We start from the raw sequence: 21,639 nt of genomic DNA, 5'->3' as shown, positions 1-21,639 counted from the left end.
AGGAATCGAGACTCCATCCGGCCCGCCGCCGATGACGAGCGCTAGCTGGAAACGAACATGGCTACCGCGGCAAACGCCATCAGGGCTGTCGCGAGCCATCCTCCTGCACGCAGGACTCCGGTGATTGCAAACTTGCCCATCACACGGGGACTGCTCCCCATCAGCATGACGACGATCATGACGGGCACGGCAGCAAGGCCGTTGATGACGGCGCTCCAGTAGAGCGCTTTCACCGGGTCGAGATGAAGAAACGTAATGGCCGTGCCCCCGATGATCGCGACGGCAATCACGGAATAGAACTCGCGCGCAAGCGTCATGTGCAGAGAGAGGCTGCTGCGCCAGCGAAACGCACCGGCGGCCCCGTATGCCGCCGAGCCTGCGAGGACGGGAAGGGCGAGCAGGCCGGTGCCGACAATGCCCGCGGCAAACACGTAAGCCGCCAGATGGCCGGCGATCGGTTCGAGCGCCCTTGCCGCGTCTGCGGAGGTCTGGATCGTCACATGGTGCGCGTGGAGCGTGGCTGCCGCGCTCAGCATGATGAAGAAGGCGACGGCGTTGGAAAAGCCCATGCCGATCCAGGTATCGGCAGTGATCCGGTTGAGCTGCCGGTACGCCCTGAACGACGAGACCCAGCGAAGCCCGCGGTCCGTGGCGTTCGCCCTGAGTTCCTCGACCTCCTGGGACGCCTGCCAGAAGAACAGATAAGGGCTGATCGTGGTGCCCAGGACGGCAACGACCATGGTTAGATAATCGGACGAAAATTGCACGCGCGGCCACACGAGCGATACGGCGACTTCCCGCCAGTCGATGGGAACGATGAACGCCACCGCAACATAGGAAAAAAGCACCAGCGTCATCCATTTGAGGATGCGCGCGTAATTCTCGTACGGCACCGAGATTTGCAGCGCCGCGGACGCGGCTCCGATGACGGTGACGTACAGCAGCTGGGGACCGGGCACGAGCAGATGAATCGCCGCGCCCATGGCGGCGAGGTCCGCCGCGATGTTGATCGTGTTGGCAACGGCGAGCAGCAGAACGAGCACGATGACCAGCCATTTCGGCCCGAACTCACGCATGTTGGAGGCAAGGCCCTTGCCGCTGACTCGACCGATTCGCGCGCTGGTCATCTGGATGGCGACCATGAGCGGGTAGGTGAGCAGGAGCGTCCACAACAGCGCGAAGCCGAATTGGGCGCCGGCCTGCGAGTACGTGCCGATGCCGCTGGGATCGTCGTCGGCCGCTCCGGTGACGAGACCCGGCCCGAGCCGCGAAATCCACGATCGTTCGGTACGGTCGGCAACCGCGGATTCTGGTTCGAGACTCTTTTCGTCCGTCATGCCTTTGCCTTGCGGTGTCGTAACGCTGAGTCTGTCCACGCAAGCGCCGTACCGGGAGGGCCTTCACTTCCGGACCAGGCTCACCTGGCCGTTGCGCTCGAGAATCGCGGAGCGCACGCCGTCCAGGTCGGGCGCGTTGAGTTCCAGGCGTGCGGCTTCCATGATGTCCGACTCGGTAGTGAGCGCGGCAGACATCTGTTCGCGGTTGAAGACGCCATCGCGATAGAGTTCGCGTTCGACGCCGACCACCCATGATTCCAGCGCTCTCGAGCGAACGCAGAGCCATCCGAGCGCGCGATGAAGGAGGACCATGACAAGGGACGCGGCGAGGGTGGCGACTGCAGGGGACGCCCCCACGATCGCCCGGCTCAAGGTCGCCCCTAGCAGGATGGCGACGACGTAGTCGAACGGCGAGCGCTGTCCGAAAGACCGGCGGCCCGATATGCGAATGAGGAGGAGTGCCACGAAAAACACGGCGACGGTGCGCGCGATCATTTGCAGCGGATCGAGATCACGCCCCTGGCCGAAAATGGTTATGACCATGTTCATCTGCGTTCCCCCTTCGAGCTTGGCGATCTGTCTGCCAACCTCTCTTGTGCCCGGGACGGATTTGCGGTGTCTCCTGGAACCGTGCGACCGGAAACGCAATTGCCGTGCCCATGGGCGTGCGCTATCAGGTTCGCGCGCTGCGCGCGGCATGCCTTTGCGCGGCTAGACTAGCGAGCGTGTCTTTTGCGGCGGCTTGGCTCAGCCGCCTGGAGGCGCCCGGGTTTTCCGGGTTTGCCAATTCAGGCGCTGGCGGACGGCCTGCACGCCCGCAGGCGCGGGTGGAAAGTGCAGTGACGCTCACGGGGCGTGGGCCGGAACATACGCGTCCGGCTTGCCGCGCCGACGCGCGCCGCGGTCTATCGACGCAGCCACTTCAGCCCCGAAAAGGAACGTGGCCGCCGAAAAGAACAGCCACATCATGAGGACTGCGAGCGAACCCGCGGCGCCGAACTCGTTGGCCGTGCCGGCGCGCGCGAGGTAGAGCCCGAAGAGATGCCGGCCGACGCTGAACAACACCGCGGCCACGGTGCCTCCCCATAGCGCGTGTCTGAGCGGCACGTGGGCGTCGGGCATGAATTTCATCAGCGACGCGAACGCGGCGGCCAGCACGACGAGCGCAACTGCCGTGTGCGCGAGTTGAGCGATGACGGCGAGGGGAGAATCGCCGAACAGATGATCGCCGAGCCATTCCAGCGCCGCGTCGAGCACGAGCGATACGACGAGCAGGAACCCCACACCCATGACCATGCCCAGCGACATGAGGCGCGCCCGGATGAGCATCGTCACGCTGCTGCGATTCTTGAGCGCGAGTTCGTCGAAAACGACGTTCAGCGCGGTGTTCAGCGAGGTGAACGTGGCGGAGGCGCCCACGGCGAGCAGCACGACGGAAAGCGTGGTGGCGACGCCGCCCTGGCCCGAGCGATGTGCGTGCTCGACGATCGCCTGCATCGCCGCCGCCGCATCGTTTCCCATGAGATTGTGGATCTGTCCGAAGAGTTGGCCGCGCGCCGCGTCCTTGCCGAACACCCATCCCGCGATGGCGAGCACGATCAGCAACGTGGGGGCGAGCGAGAAAGCCGAGAAGAACCCGACGCTGGCCGCGAGCGTCGCGCAGCGGTCATTGCCGAACCGCTTGACGGCTTCCAGCGTGGTGGACCAGCAGAGGCGAAGGCTGGTCCAGACGCGCTCGATGTGAAGGAGGCGGCGTCCGCGCATCGCATGGCGCTCCAGATGCCCCGCCTTGACGCGGGGCTGATCGGGCCGCGACAGAGCACGATAAAGAGAGTACCGGCGAACCGGTACTCCGTTTTACCGTGGCTGGCGTTGCAGCGCCCGGCGCTGCGTGGGCCTAGATATCCGTCGGTCTTTGCGGAGAGACGGACCCGTACTCAGACGGCTCGGTTGCCATCCAGTACGGACGGCGGTTGTAGTACTCGTGCAACTGGGTGCCCCAGGTGACATCGGCCATCGAAGGCCAGTGATCCTTGTCGAAACCCGGGTCGTCCTTGATGCGCTGCGCGGGAATGTCGACCCGGAAGCACTTCTCCGCGGTGTCCAGCGTCAGTGCGTTCCAGGGGATCGCATGGAGCGTGTTACCCATGCCGAGAAAACCGCCCTCGGAAAGGACGGCATACGCGACCCGTCCACTGCGCACGTCGAGCATGATGTCGGAGATTTTTCCGACATGCTCGCCATCCGCAGTAATGACCTTGTTGCCGTCGAGCGTGGCAGCGGCCATGACTTCCGGTCCCGGACCTTCTCCGATGCCGCCGCCGGTGATTTTCGCGCCCGAGCCGGGCGCTTGAGGATTGAGGTTTGCCATTTCGCTTCCTCCTGGTGGTTAGCAGGCGACGGCTTAGCGCATTTCTCGTGCCGCGAAGTCGAAACCCTCTCGGGACAAACCCGCTGGTACGGGCATTCGGCGTGCTGGGTTCATGAGCAGTGGAAGCGGTTCGAATCGGCGCATCGGGACACCGCGCTGGATGGGGGAGGACAAACGTGGCAAAAGTGCTGATCGTGGACGACGACTCGCAACTCATGGAAGCGACGGCGGCGCTACTGGAATCAGGGGGACACACGGCCGTCCGTGCGAGGAACGGGGCAGAGGGGCTTCGTCAGGCGAAGGCACAAGCGATCGATCTCGTGGTGACGGACTACATGATGCCGGTCATGGACGGCTTGCAACTCGCGCGCGCAATTGCTTCCGACCCGGCACTGTCGGGCTTGCCCGTCGTGCTCGTTTCCGCCGTTGCAACGGCTCGTTCGGCTACGGCAGTGAGCGCGTGCCTGCGCAAGCCATTCGCTGCTTCGCAGCTTCTCGAGCTTGTCACGCGGTTGGCAGTGCACCGACCGTGATTCGAGCTTGTCCGCAGCGCCTCCAGCCGGCGTTCGCCCTACGCACGAGAGGCATGCCGATTGCTGCCCGCTTCGCGCAAGGTATGGTGCAACGGATGGAGGCCATCAGTGGCAACAAAGCAAAAGCATGCCGAAAGCGGCGGCCTGCGCGGTGCGGGTTCGGGTTCCGCCGCGCGCCCCATCATCCGGCAAACTGGCGCAGGCGAACTTCCGGCGAGCCTTCGCTATGTCGACGACTCGCGTCCCGGCTTCACGCGAAAGCGGACGAACGGCGCCTTTGCCTACTTCGACACAGAGGGCAAGCGAATCGACGACGAAGGGCACATTCGACGCATCGCTTCGCTGGCCATCCCACCCGCCTACACCGACGTCTGGATCTGCCCCGATCCGCGAGGGCACGTCCAGGCGACGGGTCGCGACGCGCGCGGTCGCAAGCAATATCGTTATCACCCGCAGTGGCGGGAAACGCGTGACGCCACCAAGTACGAACGGATGCTGGCCTTCGGCGCGGTGCTGCCGAAGCTGCGCGCGCAGGTGAAGCGCGACCTCGCGCTCGACGGCATGCCCCGCAACAAGGTGCTGGCCACGGTCGTGCGCTTGCTCGATACGACACTGATCCGCGTGGGCAGCGAGGAATACGCGCGCGAGAACCGCTCGTATGGCTTGACGACACTGCGCAAACGGCATCTGAAGATCTCCGCCGGTACGCTGCGTCTGAAGTTTCGCGGCAAGAGCGGCATCGAACACGACGTCGCCGTGACCGATGCGCACGTCGCGCGGATCGTGAAGCGTTGCATGGACCTGCCGGGCCAGGATCTTTTCCAGTATCTCGATGCAGACGGCGTGCGCCACTCGGTCGGCTCATCGGACATCAACGAGTATCTGCGCGAGGTAACCGGTGCAGATTTTACGGCGAAGGACTACCGCACATGGGCGGGCAGCGTTTTCGCGCTGGCGGCGCTCAGAAAGCTGCAATGGGAAACGGTGACCGAGGCGCACAAGCACGTCGTCGGCACGATCCGGGACGTCGCCCAACTGCTGCGCAACACGCCGGCCGTTTGCCGGAAGTGCTATGTGCATCCCGCTGTCATCGAGGCGTTCGAGGCGGGCGAACTGGCGGGAACGCTTTCCGAAACGCGCCGGCGCGGGCTCAAGGTCGACGAGGCCGCGCTGCTCATCTTCCTGCAGCGAGACGCGAAGCGGCGCGCGCGCGAGGCGGCGCGTGGCAAGGGCGCACCATCGAGCGACCCGCGCCTTACCCGCCTGCTGGCCGAATCGAGCCGTAAAGCCCGCGCCGCCGGTTCGAAGGTGCGGGGCCGGACGGCGCCGTCGCAAGCGCCTGCGCCCTCGCCGAAAGCGGCAGCCGCTGCAAAGAAGCCGTCGCGTGCGCGATGCGCCAGCGCGCTCGCGGCTGGATGAGCGGCTCACTGAGTGGCTGATCGGGCGGCCGACTGCGCGCTGCGGCGCCATCGTCCGGCCCCGCGCGCGCATCCCGGCCCGGTGCCTGGACCTCCAGAGTCATGGTTTGAGCACGACCTTGATGCAACCGTCCGCTTTTTCACGGAACGTCTTGTACATCGCCGGCCCTTCTTCAAGGGGAACGGTATGCGTGATGACGAACGACGGATCGATCTGGCCTTCCTCTATGCGCCGCAAGAGGTCGGAGGTCCAGCGGTTCACGTGCGTCTGTCCCATGCGGAACGTGAGCCCCTTGTTCATTGCGGCGCCGAACGGAATCTTGTCGAGCACGCCGCCGTAGACGCCCGGAATCGATAGCGTCCCCGCTGGCCGGCAGACGTAGATCATCTCGCGCAGCACGTGCGGACGATCCGTTTCGAGCATGACGGCCTGCTTCACGCGGTCATACATGGAATCGAGCGAGCGCGACACGTGCGATTCCATTCCCACCGCATCGATGCACTTTTCCGGCCCTTTCCCGTTCGTCAGTTCCTTCAGGCGATCAAGTACGCTTTCCTCGTCGAAGTTGATGGGTATGGCGCCGCCGCCGCTCGCCATGACGAGGCGCTCGGGCACGCGGTCGATCACGATGACCTGCTTTGCGCCGAGCATGACGGCGCTGCGCACGGCCATTTGACCCACGGGGCCCGCGCCCCAGATCGCGACCGTATCGGTGGGTTGAATCTCGCACTGAACGGCGGCCTGCCAGCCGGTGGGCAAGATGTCGCTCAGAAATAGCAGCCGTTCGTCGGAAAGTCCATCGGGAACCTTGATGTGCGTGCGCTCGGCGAATGGCACCCGCACATATTCCGCTTGCCCGCCCGCATAACCGCCCGTGAGATGCGAATAGCCGAAAAGCCCCGCCGTGGTATGGCCGAAGACCTTTTCGGCCTTTTCACGGTTACGGTTGCTTCGTTCGCATACCGAAAAATTTCCGCGCATGCATTGATCGCATTCGCCGCAGACGATCGTAAACGGCACGACCACGCGATCGCCTGGTTTCAGATTCCGCGTTTCGCGACCGACTTCGACGACTTCGCCCATGAACTCGTGTCCGAGGATATCGCCGTGCTCCATGGTCGGCATCAACCCGTCGAAGAGGTGCAGGTCGGATCCGCATATCGCACAGGTGGACACCTTCACGATGGCGTCGCGTCCGTCTTCGATCACGGGATCCGGAACGGTGTCGCAACGCACGTCGTGTTTTCCATGCCAACGTAGAGCTCGCATCGCAGGTTCTCCTTTCTGGTCGAAGCGCACGCGCGCTTCGCCGGCGCTGGCGCATCGACCATTCCCGGCACGCGCCTCCCAATGGGGCGAACACGTAGGTGATGCCTCTTCGCAGTCCGTTTGCGAGGAATGCGCCTTGCTGGGCGACGTGACCACTGCAACGGAGGTTGAAATGGCGAAGAAGGCGAGTGACACGAAGAACGCAGCCGGCAAGTCCGAATCCATGGGCGATGAGGCTGCCGAGCGGTTTGCGGCGGAGGAAGAACCGATCGAGAGCGCCGGCGCGACGAGCCCGGACCCGTCAGACGGCGACAGCGAACAAGAGGCGCGCATCCGGCGACGCGCTTACGAGTTGTGGGAGGAGGCCGGCTCACCGGAGAGCCACACCGACGAATACTGGCATCGTGCCAAAGAGGAAATTTCGGATCGGGAATCGCAAGGCGGCGAGCAAGGGGGTGTCAAATAGCGCCTGAGGATGTCCGAGGCGGATGATGTCCCGGACCGAATGGGCGCGCGCCCACAATCACTGGATAGGAGCGGAAACGGGCCATGAAAGACAGCACGCAAGATCGAGAGGTGGGCGACGAGGCCACGCGCGAGTGGCAACGGTCGGTGATCGCCGAACTGGGCGTCGAGCCCGGCTTCGACGCCGGCTCGGAATGCGCCAGCCGCGTTCGTTTTCTGGCTGACTACCTCGCGGCGAACTCGCTCAATACCTATGTGCTCGGCATCAGCGGCGGGGTCGATTCCAGCGCGGCGGGGCGGCTGGCGCAGTTGGCCGTCGAACAGTTGCGCGGGCAGGGAAGGGAAGCCCACTTCCTCGCCGTCCGGCTCCCCTACGGCGAGCAGCGCGACGAAGAAGACGCCCGGCAAGCGCTGCGGTTCATTCGCCCCGACGAGACGTTGACCGTCGATATCCGACCTGCCGCCGACGCGATGCTTGCGTCGCTCAAGGCGGCCGGCGCCCAGTTCACCGACGACTTCCACGAAGACTTCGTGCTGGGCAACATCAAGGCGCGCCAGCGCATGATCGCGCAGTACGCCATCGCCGGCGCGCGGCGCGGAATCGTGATCGGAACCGATCACGCGGCCGAATCGGTGATGGGCTTTTTCACGAAGTTCGGCGACGGCGGCGCCGACATCCTCCCGCTCTCGGGCTTGAACAAGCGGCGGGTGCGCGCGCTCGCAAGGGCGCTCGGCGCCGATGAGCGGCTGGTCAACAAAGCCGCGACTGCGGATCTCGAAACGCTCACCCCGCAGAAACCGGACGAAGACAGCTACGGCATCCGCTACGACGACATCGACGACTTCCTGGAGGGCAAGCCGGTGTCCGCGGAGGTGCTTGCGACGATCCGGCGGTTCTACACAGCGACGCGTCACAAGCGGGCCTTGCCCGTGAGCGTCGTGACGCCGGGCTGAGCCAGTGCCGAGGAACAGGGAGACGAGCCATGGGTATCGAACACGATGTCGTTGCGCTTTTGACCTCGGCGGATCGCAAGCTGGCGACCGCCGAGTCATGCACGGGCGGATTGATCGCATCCGCGCTGGCTTCCGTGCCGGGGTGCGGTGCATGCCTCGACGTCGGATTCGTTGCTTATTCGCCCAGCGGAAAAGGCGGCTTCCTCGGCGTGCGCGAGGAAACGATGGAGCGGTACGGACTCACGAGTGAAGAGGTCGCGCGCGAAATGGCCGAGGGCGCGCTGGCGGCGCAGGGATGCACCGCGGATATGGCCGTGTCCAACACCGGCGTTGCGGATAGCGTAGGCGACGGACAGGGGCCGCCGGCCGGCACCCAGTGCTTCGCCTGGTCCTGGCGTTCGAAGGACGGGCGGTGCGTGACCTTCTCCGACACCCAACGTTTTTCCGGCTCACGCAATGAGATCCGCGAGGCTGCAGCGCAATACGCGCTCTCGCGCATCGAGCATTACTTCAAGCTGCTTGACGTGCACCGTGAGTGAGCCTCACCTCCGCGCCACGGATCGCTGCGATTCCCTCCTTGGGAATGTGCGTTGCGCTATGCGGCTGTCCACTCGTCCGGTAAGGATGGCAGCGACGAGCGGACGCCGGAGCGCGAGGCCGGGACCATTTCTCTGCCTGAACGACACGCAGGTGTTCGCGCCTTTTTCACGATCCAGGAGCAGCGATGAACATTCCAGACCCAGGCGCAGGGCGCCCCGATGAGAAAGACGAATCCAGCCAGCAACCCGAGGACGATACAGGCACGTTCAAAACCGACGTCTCCGAAACCGACGACGAAGGAACGACGGTGCGAGAGGCGGAGGTGCGAGAAGACGATTTGAGCGAAACCGGCAAGTCCAACCCGGGCTCCGAGTAACGGCCTGTCGAAGTCCTCCAAAGCCCGCGCCACGAAGCGCTTTCACCGGCGGCTCGGGCGGTATCGTCCACACGCCTCGTGCGCGGGCAGCAGCAGGACCCAAGGAGAAGGAAACCCTCAGTGCGGGAAACGACTGACCGCAAGCCGGCGGGATCGCTGAATATAGAGCAGTGAATCAGCAGCATGCTGTTGCTGAGCCAGCAACTGGCGCGAGCCGTTGCCGCGTCTCCCATCCCTGTTGCTGAACGGACGATTGGCATGGCTTCTGCTTTATCGGTAAGGAACGAGGCCCATTCGCGGGCCATTCATCAAGCCGATATCTGGAGCACACATGACCGCATTGAATCTCGCCAGCAGGGGAATCGTCACGCCCGCTTTATCGCTGGGCACGGATTACGAGCGCCTCGCCTCGCGATTTCGGCCGATCTTCGCCCGCATCGCGGAGGGCGCGCTGGCGCGCGAGCGCGATCGCAGTTTGCCGTATGAGCAGATCGAATGGCTCAGGGCCGCCGGATTCGGCGCGGTTCGCGTGCCAGTCGAGCAGGGCGGCGCGGGCGCTTCGCTGCCGCAATTGATTCAGCTTCTGATCGAACTGGCCGAAGCCGACTCCAACCTGCCCCAGGCGCTGCGCGGCCATTTCGCGTTCGTCGAAGACCGCCTCAACGCCGAGCCCGGCCCGGCGCGCGATGTCTGGTTCGCGCGATTCGTTGCGGGCGAACTGGTCGGCAATGCCTGGACCGAGGTCGGCAGCGTCGCGATCGGCGACGTGATCACGCGCGTGTCGCGTGACGGCGGGCGCTGGGTCGTCAATGGCGAGAAGTACTACAGCACGGGCAGCATCTTCGCCGACTGGATCGACGTCTTCGCACGCCGCGAAGACACGGGCGAGGACGTGATCGCGGCCGTGCGCGCGAGGCAGCCCGGCGTGACGCATCGCGACGATTGGGACGGCTTCGGACAGCGTACGACGGGCAGCGGTACGACGACATTCGCAGCGGCCGAGGTGGACGAGATCGACATCATCGACTTCGGTACGCGCTTCAAATACCAGACGGCGTTCTACCAGCTCGTGTTGCTGGCGGTCCTCGCGGGCGTGGGCCGCGCCGCGCTGCGCGACATCTCGCACGCGGTACGATCGCGCCGGCGCATCTTCAGCCACGGCAATGCGCCGTCGTTCGCGCAGGATCCGCAGGTGCAGCAGGTGGTGGGGCAGGTCTCGTCGCTCGTGTTCGCGGCCGAGGCCACGGCCGTTCGCGCGGCGCAGGCTTCGCAGCGCGCCTACGAGGCGCGCTTCGGCGGAGATGCACAGGCCGAACACGAAGCGAACGTCGATGCCGAGCTGGACTCCGCGCGCGGCCAGAGCGTGATCGCCGATCTCGTGCTGCGTGCCACGACACTGCTGTTCAACGCGCTCGGCGCTTCAGGCACGAGCGAGCAGAAGCGTCTCGATCGCCACTGGCGCAACGCACGCACGGCGGCCTCGCACAATCCCATCGTCTTCAAGGAGCGTATCGTGGGCGACCGCGAGATCAACGGGACCGAGCCCCCCTATGTCTGGGCGATCGGCGCCGGTCCCGCCGCTCAGCAGAAAGCGGCCTGAGCGCGGCGGCATCGTGCCGTCCCGTGGACGGCACTACTTCGCGGCGGCGATTTCCTTAGTGCGGATCAGCCGCGCGCGCAAGACGTTGCGGCTGATGCCGAGCAGCCTCGCGGCCTGAATCTGGTTGCGGTGGCTGTACTCGAACGCCGTGCGCATCACCGTGTCCTCGATCTGTTCGAAGAGATTTTCGTGCTCGCCATTGAAGAGTTCGAGCAGCGCGGTTTCGAGCGCATGATGCGGACCGTTCGGTAGACCGCTCGGCGCGCAGCTGCCAGCCGTCGCCGCGATGCCGGACGAGAACAGATGCAGGTCGCCGTCCTGGAGGGCGTCGTGGCGGCTCACGAGCAGCGCGTGATGGATCACGTTCTCCAGTTCGCGAATGTTGCCCGGCCAGCTATACGCCAGCAGCTTCTGCTCGGCGCGCGGGGAGATCGTGCGCGGCCCGTAGCCGAGCCGCCCGCGGTAGTCCTCGATGAAGTAGCGGGCGAGCGGCAGGATGTCGCCGGTACGCTCGCGCAGCGTGGGAATCGCGAGTTGAACGACGTTGAGCCGGTAGAACAAGTCGCTGCGGAAATGCCCGGCGGCCACCGCGTGCTGCAGATGGACGTTCGTCGCGGCCACGACGCGTACGTCTATCGGGATGCCGCGCCGGGATCCGAGCCGCACCACCTCGCGCTCCTGCAGCACGCGCAGCAGCTTGACCTGCATCGAGAGCGGCAAGTCGCCGATCTCGTCGAGGAACAGCGTGCCGCCGTTGGCCGCCTCGAACCAGCCCGGCTTGGCGTTGAACGCGCCGGTGAAGGCGCCTTTCTCATGTCCGAACAGTTCGCTTTCGACGAGTGTTTCGGAGAACGCGCCGCAGTTGACGGCGACGAAGGGCTTGTCGCGCCGCTCGCTCAGGCTGTGCACGTGGCGCGCCACCAGTTCCTTGCCCGTGCCGGTCTCGCCGATGATCAGGATATTCGCGTCGCTCGGCGCGACCAGCTCGATGCGTTCGAGCAGCCTGATCGAACGGGGATCGACGAAAACCTGCGCGCGTGCGCGGATCGAGGTGGTGAGCGCATGCTTGTGCGGCAAAGTCAGGACGGAGACGGGGTCGTGGCGGTCTGCTTCGGCCTCGTCGGACCATGCGTTGGGGAGCGTGTGGTTCATGAGTAGAAGCTCGGCGTGCGATAGGTTCGATTGAGCGCCCGGTCGTCGGTCTCGCGCCTCTTGAAGGCGAGCGGATCGTGCAGCGAACGACGGTGTGACCGGTTGGCGCGGCACGACAGGTGTGCTGCAGGATCAGCACAGTGTTCAAGGTTTTGGCCGCGGAGAGAAGCGAGGATTTCTCATAACCTAATCACAGTGCTGCGATAGCAGCAGCGTGACCGGGGCCAAGCTTCCTGGCGCGCTTCCATTCGTTTGGCGAGCCGGTGCTGCTGCGTCAGAAGCAGCGAAGAAGCAGCGCTGTTGCCCGCGCTTCATCACGTTCCTGCATATCGATTCGAGCGTCGCTGCAATGTGCTTATCAGGTGCATTTCCGGCTCCTGGACACCGGTCTCGCAGGAAAAATCGCTGCTACGCCGGCCGTCCCGACACGCCCCGCTTGTTCGAACACTTTGGCACGGTACTTGCCTTTACCTCCTGACGGGACCGATCAGGCATGCCCCGGTTAATCAAGGAATCCTTATGAGCCAGAAGTACAAAGTGGTGGCGGTATCAGGCAGCTTGCAGCGGCCGTCGCGCACGCTGGCGCTGGTGCAGTCGTTGCTGACCGCGCTGGAGGCCGCGCTGCCTGTCGAGATCCGCGTGATCGAGCTGGGCGAGATCGCGGGACGGCTCTCCGGTGCGCTCACGCGTGCGCAGGTGCCGGCCGATATCGAGGAACACATCCGCGCGATCGAGACCGCCGACCTCGTGATCGCGGCGAGCCCGGTCTATCGAGCCTCGTACACAGGGCTGTTCAAGCATCTCTTCGATCTCGTGCATCACGAGGCCCTGATCGACGTGCCGGTCCTGCTGGCCGCCACCGGCGGCAGCGATCGCCATGCGCTGGTCATCGATCATCAACTGCGACCGCTCTTCAGCTTCTTCCAGGCGCGCACGCTGCCGATCGGCGTGTACGCCTCCGAACACGATTTCGATCGCTACGAGATCGCGAACGAGGCCTTGCGCGCCCGCATCGCACTCGCCATCGAACGCGCGGCGCCGCAACTGCGCGTGCGTGCGGAAAACGTCACCGCGGCGCTTGCCGCCTGAATCCAAAGCCCAACGAGGAACCTTCAATGAGCCAGACTTCCCACACGAACGACGCCGTCAAATTCGCCTACTGGGTGCCGAATGTGAGCGGCGGCCTCGTCGTCAGCACGATCGAGCAGCGCACCGACTGGAGCCTCGAATACAACCAGCGTCTCGCGCAGACCGCCGAGCGGGCGGGCTTCGAATACGCGCTGAGCCAGATTCGCTTCACGGCCGGCTATGGCGCCGAGCATCAGCACGAGTCGGTGTCGTTCAGTCAGGCGCTGCTGCAGTCGACCACCCGGCTCAAGGTGCTCGCGGCGATCCTGCCCGGGCCGTGGCATCCGGCCGTCGTCGCCAAGCAGATCGCCACCATCGACCACATTTCGAACGGCCGCATTGCGATCAACGTCGTGAGCGGCTGGTTCAAGGGCGAGTTCACCGCGATCGGCGAGCCGTGGCTCGAGCACGACGAGCGTTATCGCCGCTCGAACGAGTTCATCCGCGCGCTCAAGGGCATCTGGACCGAGGACAACTTCACGTTCAAGGGCGACTTCTATCGATTCAACAACTACACGCTGAGTCCGAAGCCGGTGCAAAAGCCCCATCCCGAGATTTTCCAGGGCGGCAGTTCGCGCGCGGCGCGCGACAACGCGGCGAGCGTATCGGACTGGTACTTCACGAACGGCAATACGCCCGAAAATCTCAAGGCGCAGATCGACGATATCCGCGCGAAGGCGGCCCAGAACAACCATCAGGTGCGTATTGGCGTGAACGCGTTCGTGATCGCGCGCGATACCGAAGAAGAAGCGAAAGCGGTGCTCGACGACATCATCAGGCACGCGCACGTCGAGGCCGTGCACGCGTTCGGCGATGCGGTCAAGCAAGCGGGCAGCGCTTCGCCGGAAGGCGAGGGCAACTGGGCCAAATCGACCTTCGAGGATCTCGTCCAGTACAACGACGGCTTCCGCACGAACCTGATCGGCACGCCGCAGCAGATTGCCGAGCGCATCGTCGAGCTCAAGTCGATCGGCGTCGATCTCGTGCTGACGGGCTTCCTGCATTTCATCGAGGAAGTCGAATATTTCGGCCAGAAGGTGTTGCCGCTCGTGCGCGAACTCGAAGCGCAGCGGCAGAAGCAGGCCGCCTGAAGCAAGCGGCGGCGGGGCGTGGCCGGGCGCGCGAGCGGACACGGCCACCCGGAACACAAAAACGCCATCCGAAGGGGTGAATCAGCATGACGCAAGCCTCGACGGTCTTGCTTGCGCTCGACGGCATTTCCGTGTCGTTCGGGGGCGTCAAGGCCATTTCCGATATCAGTTTCGAAGTCGCGGCAGGCGAGATCTGCGCGCTGATCGGCCCCAACGGCGCGGGCAAGAGTTCGCTGCTGAACGTGATCAATGGTGTTTATCGCCCGCAGCAGGGCACGCTGCGTTTCGATGGCCACGCCTGGCGGCGCATGGACGCGTACGACGCCGCGCATCGCGGCATCGCGCGCACCTTCCAGAATCTCGCGCTGTTCAGGCGCATGAGCGTGTTCGACAACGTGCTCACGGGCCGCAACCTGCATCGCCGCAGCACGTGGCTCGAGCAGACGCTGCACGTGGGCCGCGCGGCACGGGACGAAGCCGACCAGCGCGAGCGCGCGGAGCGCGTGATCGAAGCGCTGGACTTGCAGCCATGGCGCGATAGCGTGGTGGGCACCTTGTCGTACGGGTTGCAGAAGCGCGTCGAGCTGGCGCGCGCGCTGGCCGCCGAACCGCGCCTGCTGCTGCTCGACGAGCCCATGGCCGGCATGAATGCCGACGAGAAGCACGCGATGGCCGGTTACGTGCTGGATGCCAACGAACATCTGGGCGTCACGGTCGTGCTGATCGAGCATGACATCGGCGTGGTGATGGGCCTGTCCGATCACGTGGTGGTGCTCGATTACGGCAAGAAGATCGCCGACGGCAGGCCCGACGAAGTCCGCACGAACCCGGACGTGCTGGCGGCCTATCTCGGCACACGTCATTGAGAGGCGAGGGACATGGGATTTTTCTTCGAGGTGCTGGTGGGCGGCTTGCTCGCGGGCGTGATGTATTCGCTGGTCGCGATCGGCTTCGTGCTGATCTACAAGGCGTCGGGCATCTTCAACTTCGCGCAGGGCTCGCTCGTGCTGTTCGGCGCGCTGACCTACGTGAGCCTCGTCGAGCGCGGCTGGAATCCGTGGTTGTCGTTCGTCGCGACGCTTGCCGCGCTCGTGCTGATCGCGATCGCAACGGGGCGCTTCGTGCTGCGGCCGCTCGTCAACCGTGCGCCGATCGTCCTCTTCATGGCCACCCTCGGCCTGAGCCTGATTCTCGAAGGTGCGGCGCAGCTCATCTGGGGCGCGCAGGTGCACGGGCTCGACCTTGGTATCGACGACCGGCCGCTGCACCTGGCCGGCGTGATGGCGAGCCGTTTCGATCTGTTCGCGGCCGCCACCGCGGGCGGACTCGTGCTTGCGCTCTCGCAACTCGCGAAGCGCTCGCGCTTCGGCCTGTCGCTGCGCGCCGTGGCCGACGATCCGCTCGCCGCGTTCGCGGTCGGCGTGCGGCTGCCGCGCATCTGGGCGATCGTCTGGGCGCTGGCTGGCTTCGTCAGCCTGGTCGCGGGCCTGCTCTGGGGCGCGCGGCTCGGCGTGCAGTTCTCGTTGTCGCTGGTCGTGCTCAAGGCGTTGCCCGTGCTCATCATCGGCGGGTTCTCCTCGATCGGCGGCGCGATCGTCGCAGGCCTGCTGGTCGGCGCGACGGAAAAGCTGGCCGAGGTCTATGCGGGCGCAGTGATCGGCGACGGCATCGAGAACTGGTTCCCTTATCTGCTTGCCATGCTATTCCTGCTCGCGCGCCCGTCCGGCCTGTTCGGCGAGGCGGCCGTCGAGCGCGTTTGAGGAAACCGTGATGGAACTGACCCGTACCCTTGCCGAACCGCGCCGGGTGAACCTGCGCCAACTGAGCGTGCCGCTCGCGACGGCGCTCGTCGCATTCGCCGGCGTGCCGCTCGTGGCGAACGACTACTGGCTGAACGCGATCCTCGTGCCGTTCCTCATCCTCTCGCTAGCCGGACTCGGCCTGAACCTGCTGACCGGCTATGCGGGGCAACTGTCGCTCGGCTCGGCCGCGTTCATGTCGATCGGCGCCTACGCGACCTACAACCTGCTCGTGCGCGTGCCCGCGCTGCCGCTGCCGCTTGCGCTCTTGTTCGGCGGCCTCTTCAGCGCAGGGGCCGGCGTGCTGTTCGGCCTGCCGAGCCTGCGCATCAAAGGCTTCTACCTGATCGTCTCGACGCTGGCCGCGCAGTTCATCGTGGTCTGGCTGTTCACGCGCGTGGGCTGGTTTTCCAACTACGACACGTCAGGCGTGCTGAACGCACCCCAGCTCGCAATAGGGCACTGGCGCATCGACACGCCGGTGTCGCGCTACCTGTTCGTGCTCGGCGTCGCGACCGTGCTCTTCGCATTCGGCGCGAGCCTCGTGCGCAGCGAACTGGGCCGGCGCTGGATGGCCGTGCGCGACATGGAGGCAGCCGCGCGCGTGATCGGCATTCCGGTGGGCCGCAGCAAGCTGCTGGCCTTCGCGCTGAGTTCCTTCGTGCTCGGCATCGCGGGCGCGCTGTGGGCCTTCGCGTATCTCGGCACGATCGAGCCGGATGGCTTCAACCTGAATCTCTCTTTCCAGGTGCTGTTCATCATCATCATCGGCGGCATGGGCAGCATCTCGGGCAACTTCCTGGGCGCGGCCTTCATCGTGCTGCTGCCGATCCTGCTTTCGAACGCGGCGGGTGCGCTGGCGCAGGCGGGCATCGGCGCGGACCAGGTGCAGAACCTGCAGAAGATCGTGTTCGGCACGCTGATCATCGTCTTCCTGATCAAGGAACCGGAAGGCCTCGCGAGGCTCGTGCAGATCGTCCGCCAACGCCGATCGAAGCAAACCTGATTCATTCGTTTTCGTCGTTTCTTTTATCGTTCATGGAATATTTTGTTATGCAAAATAATGCTATTCGTTCTGAGCGTCCTCTTCGCGCCGTTGGCGCGAAATGGGGGAAATGGTCCTCTGCCTTCGTTGCCGCGCTCGCGCTCACAATCGGCGCTCTGCCTCAAGCGCATGCTGCGGGAGAGGAATACTTTCCGCTGCAAAGCTATCGGGTCGGCCCTTATGCGGCTGGCGGCAGCGGATTTTTTGGCGGCTTCATCGATTATCTGCAACTGATCAATGCGCGCGACGGCGGCGTCAACGGCGTCAAGCTCGTATGGAAGGAGTGCGAGACCGAGTACGTGGTGGAGAAGGGGGTGGAGTGCTATGAGCGTCTGAAGAAGGGCGGCCCCGACGGCGCGCCGACCGCGGCCACGAACCCGTTGTCGGTCGGCATCGCCTACGCGACGCTCGACCGTTCCACGGCCGACAAGATTCCGCTCATCACGATCAACCACGGCCGCACCGATTCGACCGACGGCGCGGTGTTTCCCTACGTGTTCCCGCTGCAGTTGAATCCGTACAGCGAGGTCTCGGCGATCGTCAACTACATCGGGCAGCGTTCGGGCGGACTCGCCGCGCTCAAGGGCAAGAAGATCGTCGTGCTCTATCACGGCTCGCCGTATGGCCGCGAGACGATTCCCGTCGTGGATCTGCTCGCGAAGAAGTACGGTTTCGACGTGACCCAGATCGAGGTTCCGCACCCCGGCAACGAACAGGGTTCGCAGTGGCTGAAGATTCACCAGATCAATCCTGACTGGGTCATCCTGCGCGGCTGGGGCGTGATGAACCCTGTGGCGCTCAAGACTGCGCAGAAGGTCGGCTATCCGGTCGATCACATCATCGGCAACATCTGGAGCAACTCCGAGGAAGACGTGCGTCCGGCGGGCGACGCGGCCAAGGGCTTCATTTCGATCACGACGCACCCCTCGGGCACGGACTACCCGGTGCTGCAGGCGATCAACCAGTACGTGGTCAAGCCGGGTAACGGCAACCTCAAGGATGCGTCGCGCTTCGGCACCGTCTATTACAACCTGGGTGTGGTGAACGGCATTCTGAACGTCGAGGCGGTGCGCGTCGCGCAGCGCAAGTTCGGCAACAAGCCGCTGACGGGTGAGCAGGTGCGCTGGGGCTTCGAGCATCTGGATCTCGACGATGCGCGCCTCAAGCAACTCGGCGCGCTGGGTCTTGTCCAGCCGCTCAAGCTGACCTGCTCGGACCACGAGGGCGGCGGCGCGGTGCGCTTTCAGCAATGGGACGGCCAGAAGTGGAACGTGATCAGCAACTGGGTTCAGGCCGACCGCGCGTTGCTGCGTCCGATCATCGAGAAGTCGGCCCTGTCCTATGCGAAGGAAAAGGGCATTACGCCGCGCGATTGCAGCAAGGACCTCTGACATGACGAGCACCCCGATCCTGCAGGTCGACGAGATCGCCGTGACTTATAGCCAGATCATCCCCGCCTTGCGCGGGGTATCGCTGGCGGTGCCGGAAGGCGCGATCGTCGCGCTCCTTGGCGGCAACGGTGCGGGCAAGACGACCACGCTCAAGGCGATCTCGAACCTCGTGCGTGCCGAGCGCGGCGAGCTGACGGGCGGACGCATCGTCTATCGCGGCGCAGATGTCACACGCGTGGAGCCGTGGACGCTGGTCGAGCGCGGGCTCGTTCAGGTGCTGGAGGGCCGACGCTGTTTTGCGCATCTGTCGGTCGAGGAGAACCTGCGGATCGGGGCGTTCGCGCGGCGGCCGCGGCGTGCGGAGATCGAGGCGGACATCGAGCGGATCTATGCGATCTTTCCGCGTTTGAAGGTAAAGCGGCAGACGCCGGCCGGCTTGACGTCGGGCGGCGAGCAGCAGATGGTGGCGATCGGCCGGGCGCTGATGGCGCGTCCAGCGCTCGTCCTGCTCGACGAGCCTTCGATGGGGCTTGCGCCGCTCGTCGTGGAGGAGATCTTCGAGATCGTTGCGGCGCTCAACCGCGACGAGGGCGTGAGCTTCCTGCTTGCCGAGCAGAACGCGACGATGGCGCTGCGTTACGCCCACTACGGGTATGTGCTCGAAGGGGGACGCGTCGTGGCACAGGGCGCGTCAGCCGAACTTGCACGGCTGGACGCGCTGCGGGACGCGTATCTGGGGGGCAAGTCCGTCGACTACACGGCGCGGCGTGTCAAACGTAACGGTCAGTCTGTGCCAGAGGCAGCCGTGCAGATTCCTGAGGTCGGGTGAGTTGGATGCTCGGGGCCGCGCCGGAGATTGTGCCGACAAAGACCTACCTGTCTATTTTCTCGAGCATCTCCCGTTCGGAGTCCAGGTCTATGCGGGTCAATCGCCTGATGCGTCTCGAGAGCAAGAGCAATGCGCCCGACGCAGTGAACCCGATCAGGCAAAAAAGCAGCGTGCCTCTCGCTCCGAGAACCGAGCTGGCGGCTAGACCCCCGAGCAGTGCACCTATCGGGGCGGCCCCCCAGCTAACAAATCTGACTGTTGCGGTGACGCGAGCCAAGTGACGGTTTTCAATCATCGTTTGGCGCACAGTCTGTTCGACGATGACGTGCACGACGATCGCAAAGTCCCATGCCGCGATGCTCGCGGCAATCACTGCGGCTCGATACGGGAACGGAAGCGCCTCCGCCAACAGGATGGGAGTCCCCCAGCTTGCGCGCCATGATCGTTTCTTGCCGCCCGGCCGTCCATTGCGTTACAGCAGTTGAAACGGGAAACGGCCTCTGCGCCTTGTGCGACAGGGGTCCGAGGTATATTGCAGTTGCACACAGGTAGTTATAACCTTAGTTTCGCGAACGCGTACCGTTCGTGCAATTTCTGGCGGCGCTGTCTATAGAACCCTGTGTCTAGCGCCGCGACTTATCTTGAGTGTGGCTTGTGCCCGCGGCAGGCACGGACGTCATTGGACAGTCGCGTTAGTGCCGCGATGCAAAGGCATATTTGCCCGATTTCGGGCCAAGCGGTCGATTAGATAAAGCGAGTAATGCTGAACGGCGCGGGGTCCGTAAACGGTTTGGCACCTGTCATCTGTTCGGCCAGTAACCGCCCGCTTACCGGCCCCAGGGTGAGGCCATGATGTGCATGTCCGAAATCGAACCAGACGCCACGGTGATTCGGCGCAGGACCGATTATCGGACGCATATCTGGCAGGCATGGCCGGCGGCCCATCCACGGGGCGCGTTCGACCTGGCGACCTAATCTGAAAACGCTCCTTGCCAGGCGTTCTGCGCGTCGAATCTGTATCGGATTCGGCGGAGCGTTACGACGCGCAAATTCGATTCCGGTGGTGAGCCGGATGCCTGCCGCCATCGGCGCCAGTACGTAGCCACCCGTGCTGTCACATATGGGCAGCTTCGGCATCCCGTGATCGACAGGGTGAAAGTGGAGATGGTAACCACGCTTGGCGGCCAATGGAACTCGATAGCCTAGCGCATTACATAGAAGGTCAGAATCGGCGCCAAGAGCGATCACGACATTTTCCGCTCTTACGTTTGCGGCGTAAGACTCGACTAGCCACATAGCTCCATCTCGTCGAAGAGTTTGTGCATCGCCCTTGGCGAGGGTGCCACCTTCTCGTTGAAACAGCGAGGTATAAGCGGCCAACATCGCCCCCGGATCCCGGACGCTCTTCGGGTCATTCCAGCGTATGCCACCGATCACTGTTTCGTTAAGGCCAGGCTCGAAATCCAGAATTTCGCGCTGGTGAAGGACGTCATAAGACAGCTTGTACCTTGCAAGTGATTCAGCTTCCTCGCGCGCCGCGCAAAAAAGCTTTAGATCGCGGAAAATCTCCATCCACCCACGGTTCGAGACTATCGCTCCAATTCCTGATCGATCTATCAACTCGTCGTGCTCAGCCACGCACCGCTCGATGAGCGGCAGCATCGCGGCCGCCGCATGTTGCAGACGTTCCGCGCCGGATTGCTTCCAATAGTTGATCAACCATCGCGCGATGCCTGGAATGGCATTCGGCGCGTATCGAACGTCAGGCTCGCGGTTCAACGCGTAGCGCAAAAGTCGACCGGGTTGGCGGGGAAATGCATATGGGATGACGCTGGACCGCTCGATCAGGCCAGCGTTCCCGATGCTCGCTCCTGCTGCAGGTAGTTCCCGGTCGACAACGCAAACGTATCGCCCCCGAGCTTGAAGATTCAGGGCTGCAGATATGCCAACTATCCCAGCCCCTAGTACCACGCAATCGTAATTCAAATGTGCACCCCGAATCAATTTCCACGCGGTCTTGTCGATTGCCGGCTAGACGGACAACGAAGGGTGGCCGGAGCATCGACTGATCGTTTGATGCCACGCTGCCCGGGCAACAAGAGAGCGGGCCGTCACAAAGACCGTACCTGAGGAAGATACCAGAGCCACGGCCACCGTGGGGCATTCCGACCCTATTGCGCGAGCCAATTTTCTGCAAATGAATTTGACATTGCACCTTTGTTGGGTGGCATATCACATTGCCTATTGGTAATGTCGTCGGCTCATCGTAGGGTAATCCTGAGCTTGCGACTGGGTGTCGTTTTGCCAAAATGCGTTGACATGTCAACTTAATGACGGGCC

21 protein-coding genes are annotated in these 21,639 nt (G+C 64.2%); 14 read left to right on the top strand and 7 right to left on the bottom strand.

Annotated features, from left to right (window positions below; genetic code table 11):
• Positions 1 to 41: 41 nt before the first annotated feature.
• The 4 genes from VSR34_RS05885 to VSR34_RS05870 form a co-directional block, all read right to left on the bottom strand.
• Positions 42 to 1,337: a divalent metal cation transporter gene (locus tag VSR34_RS05885; protein WP_028210173.1), complete on the bottom strand. Its 1,296-nt coding sequence runs from the start codon at positions 1,335 to 1,337 to the stop codon at positions 42 to 44.
• A 63-nt stretch (positions 1,338 to 1,400) separates the two neighbouring features.
• Entirely contained in the window at positions 1,401 to 1,886 is a 486-nt protein-coding gene (locus VSR34_RS05880; protein ID WP_028210174.1) for a YetF domain-containing protein, read from the bottom strand.
• 297 nt (positions 1,887 to 2,183) lie between these two features.
• Entirely contained in the window at positions 2,184 to 3,101 is a 918-nt protein-coding gene (locus VSR34_RS05875; RefSeq protein WP_342962082.1) for a YihY/virulence factor BrkB family protein, read from the bottom strand.
• 133 nt (positions 3,102 to 3,234) lie between these two features.
• On the bottom strand, positions 3,235 to 3,708 hold the full coding sequence (locus VSR34_RS05870; protein ID WP_042290741.1) for a PRC-barrel domain-containing protein: 474 nt from the start codon (positions 3,706 to 3,708) through the stop codon (positions 3,235 to 3,237).
• Positions 3,709 to 3,884: 176 nt separating this feature from the next.
• Between VSR34_RS05870 and VSR34_RS05865 the strand changes: the two genes are divergently transcribed.
• Positions 3,885 to 4,241 carry a response regulator gene (locus VSR34_RS05865; RefSeq protein ID WP_028210175.1) on the top strand — a complete coding sequence of 119 codons (357 nt, stop codon included), beginning with the start codon at positions 3,885 to 3,887 and terminating at the stop codon, positions 4,239 to 4,241.
• Between the two features lie 180 nt (positions 4,242 to 4,421).
• Positions 4,422 to 5,660 (top strand): DNA topoisomerase IB, encoded by a 1,239-nt coding sequence (locus VSR34_RS05860; protein ID WP_342962119.1) that lies wholly within the window; start codon positions 4,422 to 4,424, stop codon positions 5,658 to 5,660.
• Between the two features lie 99 nt (positions 5,661 to 5,759).
• Here VSR34_RS05860 and VSR34_RS05855 read toward each other — a convergent pair whose 3' ends face one another.
• Positions 5,760 to 6,929, bottom strand: a complete 1,170-nt coding sequence (locus tag VSR34_RS05855; protein WP_342962081.1) for a zinc-dependent alcohol dehydrogenase — start codon at positions 6,927 to 6,929, stop codon at positions 5,760 to 5,762.
• Positions 6,930 to 7,065: 136 nt separating this feature from the next.
• Between VSR34_RS05855 and VSR34_RS05850 the strand changes: the two genes are divergently transcribed.
• From VSR34_RS05850 to VSR34_RS05830, 5 genes are all read left to right on the top strand, one after another.
• Positions 7,066 to 7,395: a DUF2934 domain-containing protein gene (locus tag VSR34_RS05850; RefSeq protein WP_238327620.1), complete on the top strand. Its 330-nt coding sequence runs from the start codon at positions 7,066 to 7,068 to the stop codon at positions 7,393 to 7,395.
• Positions 7,396 to 7,478: 83 nt separating this feature from the next.
• The gene (gene nadE / locus VSR34_RS05845) at positions 7,479 to 8,348 is read left to right on the top strand and encodes an ammonia-dependent NAD(+) synthetase (RefSeq protein ID WP_342962080.1); all 870 of its coding nucleotides are present in this window, start codon (positions 7,479 to 7,481) and stop codon (positions 8,346 to 8,348) included.
• 29 nt (positions 8,349 to 8,377) lie between these two features.
• Positions 8,378 to 8,887, top strand: a complete 510-nt coding sequence (locus tag VSR34_RS05840; RefSeq protein ID WP_028232075.1) for a CinA family protein — start codon at positions 8,378 to 8,380, stop codon at positions 8,885 to 8,887.
• Positions 8,888 to 9,072: 185 nt separating this feature from the next.
• The gene (locus VSR34_RS05835; RefSeq protein ID WP_028210179.1) at positions 9,073 to 9,264 is read left to right on the top strand and encodes a hypothetical protein; all 192 of its coding nucleotides are present in this window, start codon (positions 9,073 to 9,075) and stop codon (positions 9,262 to 9,264) included.
• 331 nt (positions 9,265 to 9,595) lie between these two features.
• Positions 9,596 to 10,864 (top strand): acyl-CoA dehydrogenase family protein, encoded by a 1,269-nt coding sequence (locus tag VSR34_RS05830; protein ID WP_342962079.1) that lies wholly within the window; start codon positions 9,596 to 9,598, stop codon positions 10,862 to 10,864.
• A 33-nt stretch (positions 10,865 to 10,897) separates the two neighbouring features.
• On the opposite strand, the gene VSR34_RS05825 is transcribed toward VSR34_RS05830, so the two are convergent.
• Positions 10,898 to 12,016: a sigma-54-dependent Fis family transcriptional regulator gene (locus VSR34_RS05825; RefSeq protein WP_028210181.1), complete on the bottom strand. Its 1,119-nt coding sequence runs from the start codon at positions 12,014 to 12,016 to the stop codon at positions 10,898 to 10,900.
• 519 nt (positions 12,017 to 12,535) lie between these two features.
• Between VSR34_RS05825 and msuE the strand changes: the two genes are divergently transcribed.
• The 7 genes from msuE to VSR34_RS05790 all read left to right on the top strand — a co-directional run bounded on the left by msuE (position 12,536) and on the right by VSR34_RS05790 (position 19,299).
• Entirely contained in the window at positions 12,536 to 13,105 is a 570-nt protein-coding gene (gene msuE / locus VSR34_RS05820; protein WP_028210182.1) for an FMN reductase, read from the top strand.
• A 26-nt stretch (positions 13,106 to 13,131) separates the two neighbouring features.
• Positions 13,132 to 14,235: a dimethylsulfone monooxygenase SfnG gene (gene sfnG / locus VSR34_RS05815; RefSeq protein WP_028210183.1), complete on the top strand. Its 1,104-nt coding sequence runs from the start codon at positions 13,132 to 13,134 to the stop codon at positions 14,233 to 14,235.
• Positions 14,236 to 14,321: 86 nt separating this feature from the next.
• Positions 14,322 to 15,101 carry an ABC transporter ATP-binding protein gene (locus VSR34_RS05810; protein WP_342962078.1) on the top strand — a complete coding sequence of 260 codons (780 nt, stop codon included), beginning with the start codon at positions 14,322 to 14,324 and terminating at the stop codon, positions 15,099 to 15,101.
• Between the two features lie 12 nt (positions 15,102 to 15,113).
• A complete protein-coding gene (locus VSR34_RS05805; RefSeq protein WP_028232079.1) occupies positions 15,114 to 15,995 on the top strand; it encodes a branched-chain amino acid ABC transporter permease in 882 nt (293 codons plus the stop codon).
• A gap of 10 nt (positions 15,996 to 16,005) precedes the next feature.
• Positions 16,006 to 17,040, top strand: a complete 1,035-nt coding sequence (locus tag VSR34_RS05800; RefSeq protein WP_028210186.1) for a branched-chain amino acid ABC transporter permease — start codon at positions 16,006 to 16,008, stop codon at positions 17,038 to 17,040.
• Positions 17,041 to 17,087: 47 nt separating this feature from the next.
• A complete protein-coding gene (locus VSR34_RS05795; protein WP_342962077.1) occupies positions 17,088 to 18,470 on the top strand; it encodes an ABC transporter substrate-binding protein in 1,383 nt (460 codons plus the stop codon).
• A 1-nt stretch (position 18,471) separates the two neighbouring features.
• Positions 18,472 to 19,299: an ABC transporter ATP-binding protein gene (locus tag VSR34_RS05790; RefSeq protein WP_342962076.1), complete on the top strand. Its 828-nt coding sequence runs from the start codon at positions 18,472 to 18,474 to the stop codon at positions 19,297 to 19,299.
• 744 nt (positions 19,300 to 20,043) lie between these two features.
• On the opposite strand, the gene VSR34_RS05785 is transcribed toward VSR34_RS05790, so the two are convergent.
• A complete protein-coding gene (locus VSR34_RS05785; RefSeq protein ID WP_342962075.1) occupies positions 20,044 to 21,285 on the bottom strand; it encodes an FAD-binding oxidoreductase in 1,242 nt (413 codons plus the stop codon).
• Positions 21,286 to 21,639: the final 354 nt, after the last annotated feature.

The sequence above is a fragment of the Paraburkholderia sp. JHI2823 genome (genome assembly GCF_038900695.1).
Lineage (GTDB): Bacteria > Pseudomonadota > Gammaproteobacteria > Burkholderiales > Burkholderiaceae > Paraburkholderia > Paraburkholderia mimosarum.
Note: the sequence above shows the minus strand (reverse complement) of the source record. Positions and strands in the feature narration are given on the sequence as shown.

Excerpts from the sequence above, each read along its gene's own strand:
- VSR34_RS05885 (WP_028210173.1), bottom strand. The coding sequence starts at position 1,337 with ATGACGGACGAAAAGAGTCTCGAACCAGAATCCGCGGTTGCCGACCGT.
- VSR34_RS05880 (WP_028210174.1), bottom strand. The coding sequence starts at position 1,886 with ATGAACATGGTCATAACCATTTTCGGCCAGGGGCGTGATCTCGATCCG.
- VSR34_RS05875 (WP_342962082.1), bottom strand. The coding sequence starts at position 3,101 with ATGCGCGGACGCCGCCTCCTTCACATCGAGCGCGTCTGGACCAGCCTT.
- VSR34_RS05870 (WP_042290741.1), bottom strand. The coding sequence starts at position 3,708 with ATGGCAAACCTCAATCCTCAAGCGCCCGGCTCGGGCGCGAAAATCACC.
- VSR34_RS05855 (WP_342962081.1), bottom strand. The coding sequence starts at position 6,929 with ATGCGAGCTCTACGTTGGCATGGAAAACACGACGTGCGTTGCGACACC.
- nadE (WP_342962080.1), top strand. The coding sequence starts at position 7,479 with ATGAAAGACAGCACGCAAGATCGAGAGGTGGGCGACGAGGCCACGCGC.
- VSR34_RS05840 (WP_028232075.1), top strand. The coding sequence starts at position 8,378 with ATGGGTATCGAACACGATGTCGTTGCGCTTTTGACCTCGGCGGATCGC.
- VSR34_RS05835 (WP_028210179.1), top strand. The coding sequence starts at position 9,073 with ATGAACATTCCAGACCCAGGCGCAGGGCGCCCCGATGAGAAAGACGAA.
- VSR34_RS05830 (WP_342962079.1), top strand. The coding sequence starts at position 9,596 with ATGACCGCATTGAATCTCGCCAGCAGGGGAATCGTCACGCCCGCTTTA.
- VSR34_RS05825 (WP_028210181.1), bottom strand. The coding sequence starts at position 12,016 with ATGAACCACACGCTCCCCAACGCATGGTCCGACGAGGCCGAAGCAGAC.
- msuE (WP_028210182.1), top strand. The coding sequence starts at position 12,536 with ATGAGCCAGAAGTACAAAGTGGTGGCGGTATCAGGCAGCTTGCAGCGG.
- sfnG (WP_028210183.1), top strand. The coding sequence starts at position 13,132 with ATGAGCCAGACTTCCCACACGAACGACGCCGTCAAATTCGCCTACTGG.
- VSR34_RS05810 (WP_342962078.1), top strand. The coding sequence starts at position 14,322 with ATGACGCAAGCCTCGACGGTCTTGCTTGCGCTCGACGGCATTTCCGTG.
- VSR34_RS05805 (WP_028232079.1), top strand. The coding sequence starts at position 15,114 with ATGGGATTTTTCTTCGAGGTGCTGGTGGGCGGCTTGCTCGCGGGCGTG.
- VSR34_RS05800 (WP_028210186.1), top strand. The coding sequence starts at position 16,006 with ATGGAACTGACCCGTACCCTTGCCGAACCGCGCCGGGTGAACCTGCGC.
- VSR34_RS05795 (WP_342962077.1), top strand. The coding sequence starts at position 17,088 with ATGCAAAATAATGCTATTCGTTCTGAGCGTCCTCTTCGCGCCGTTGGC.
- VSR34_RS05790 (WP_342962076.1), top strand. The coding sequence starts at position 18,472 with ATGACGAGCACCCCGATCCTGCAGGTCGACGAGATCGCCGTGACTTAT.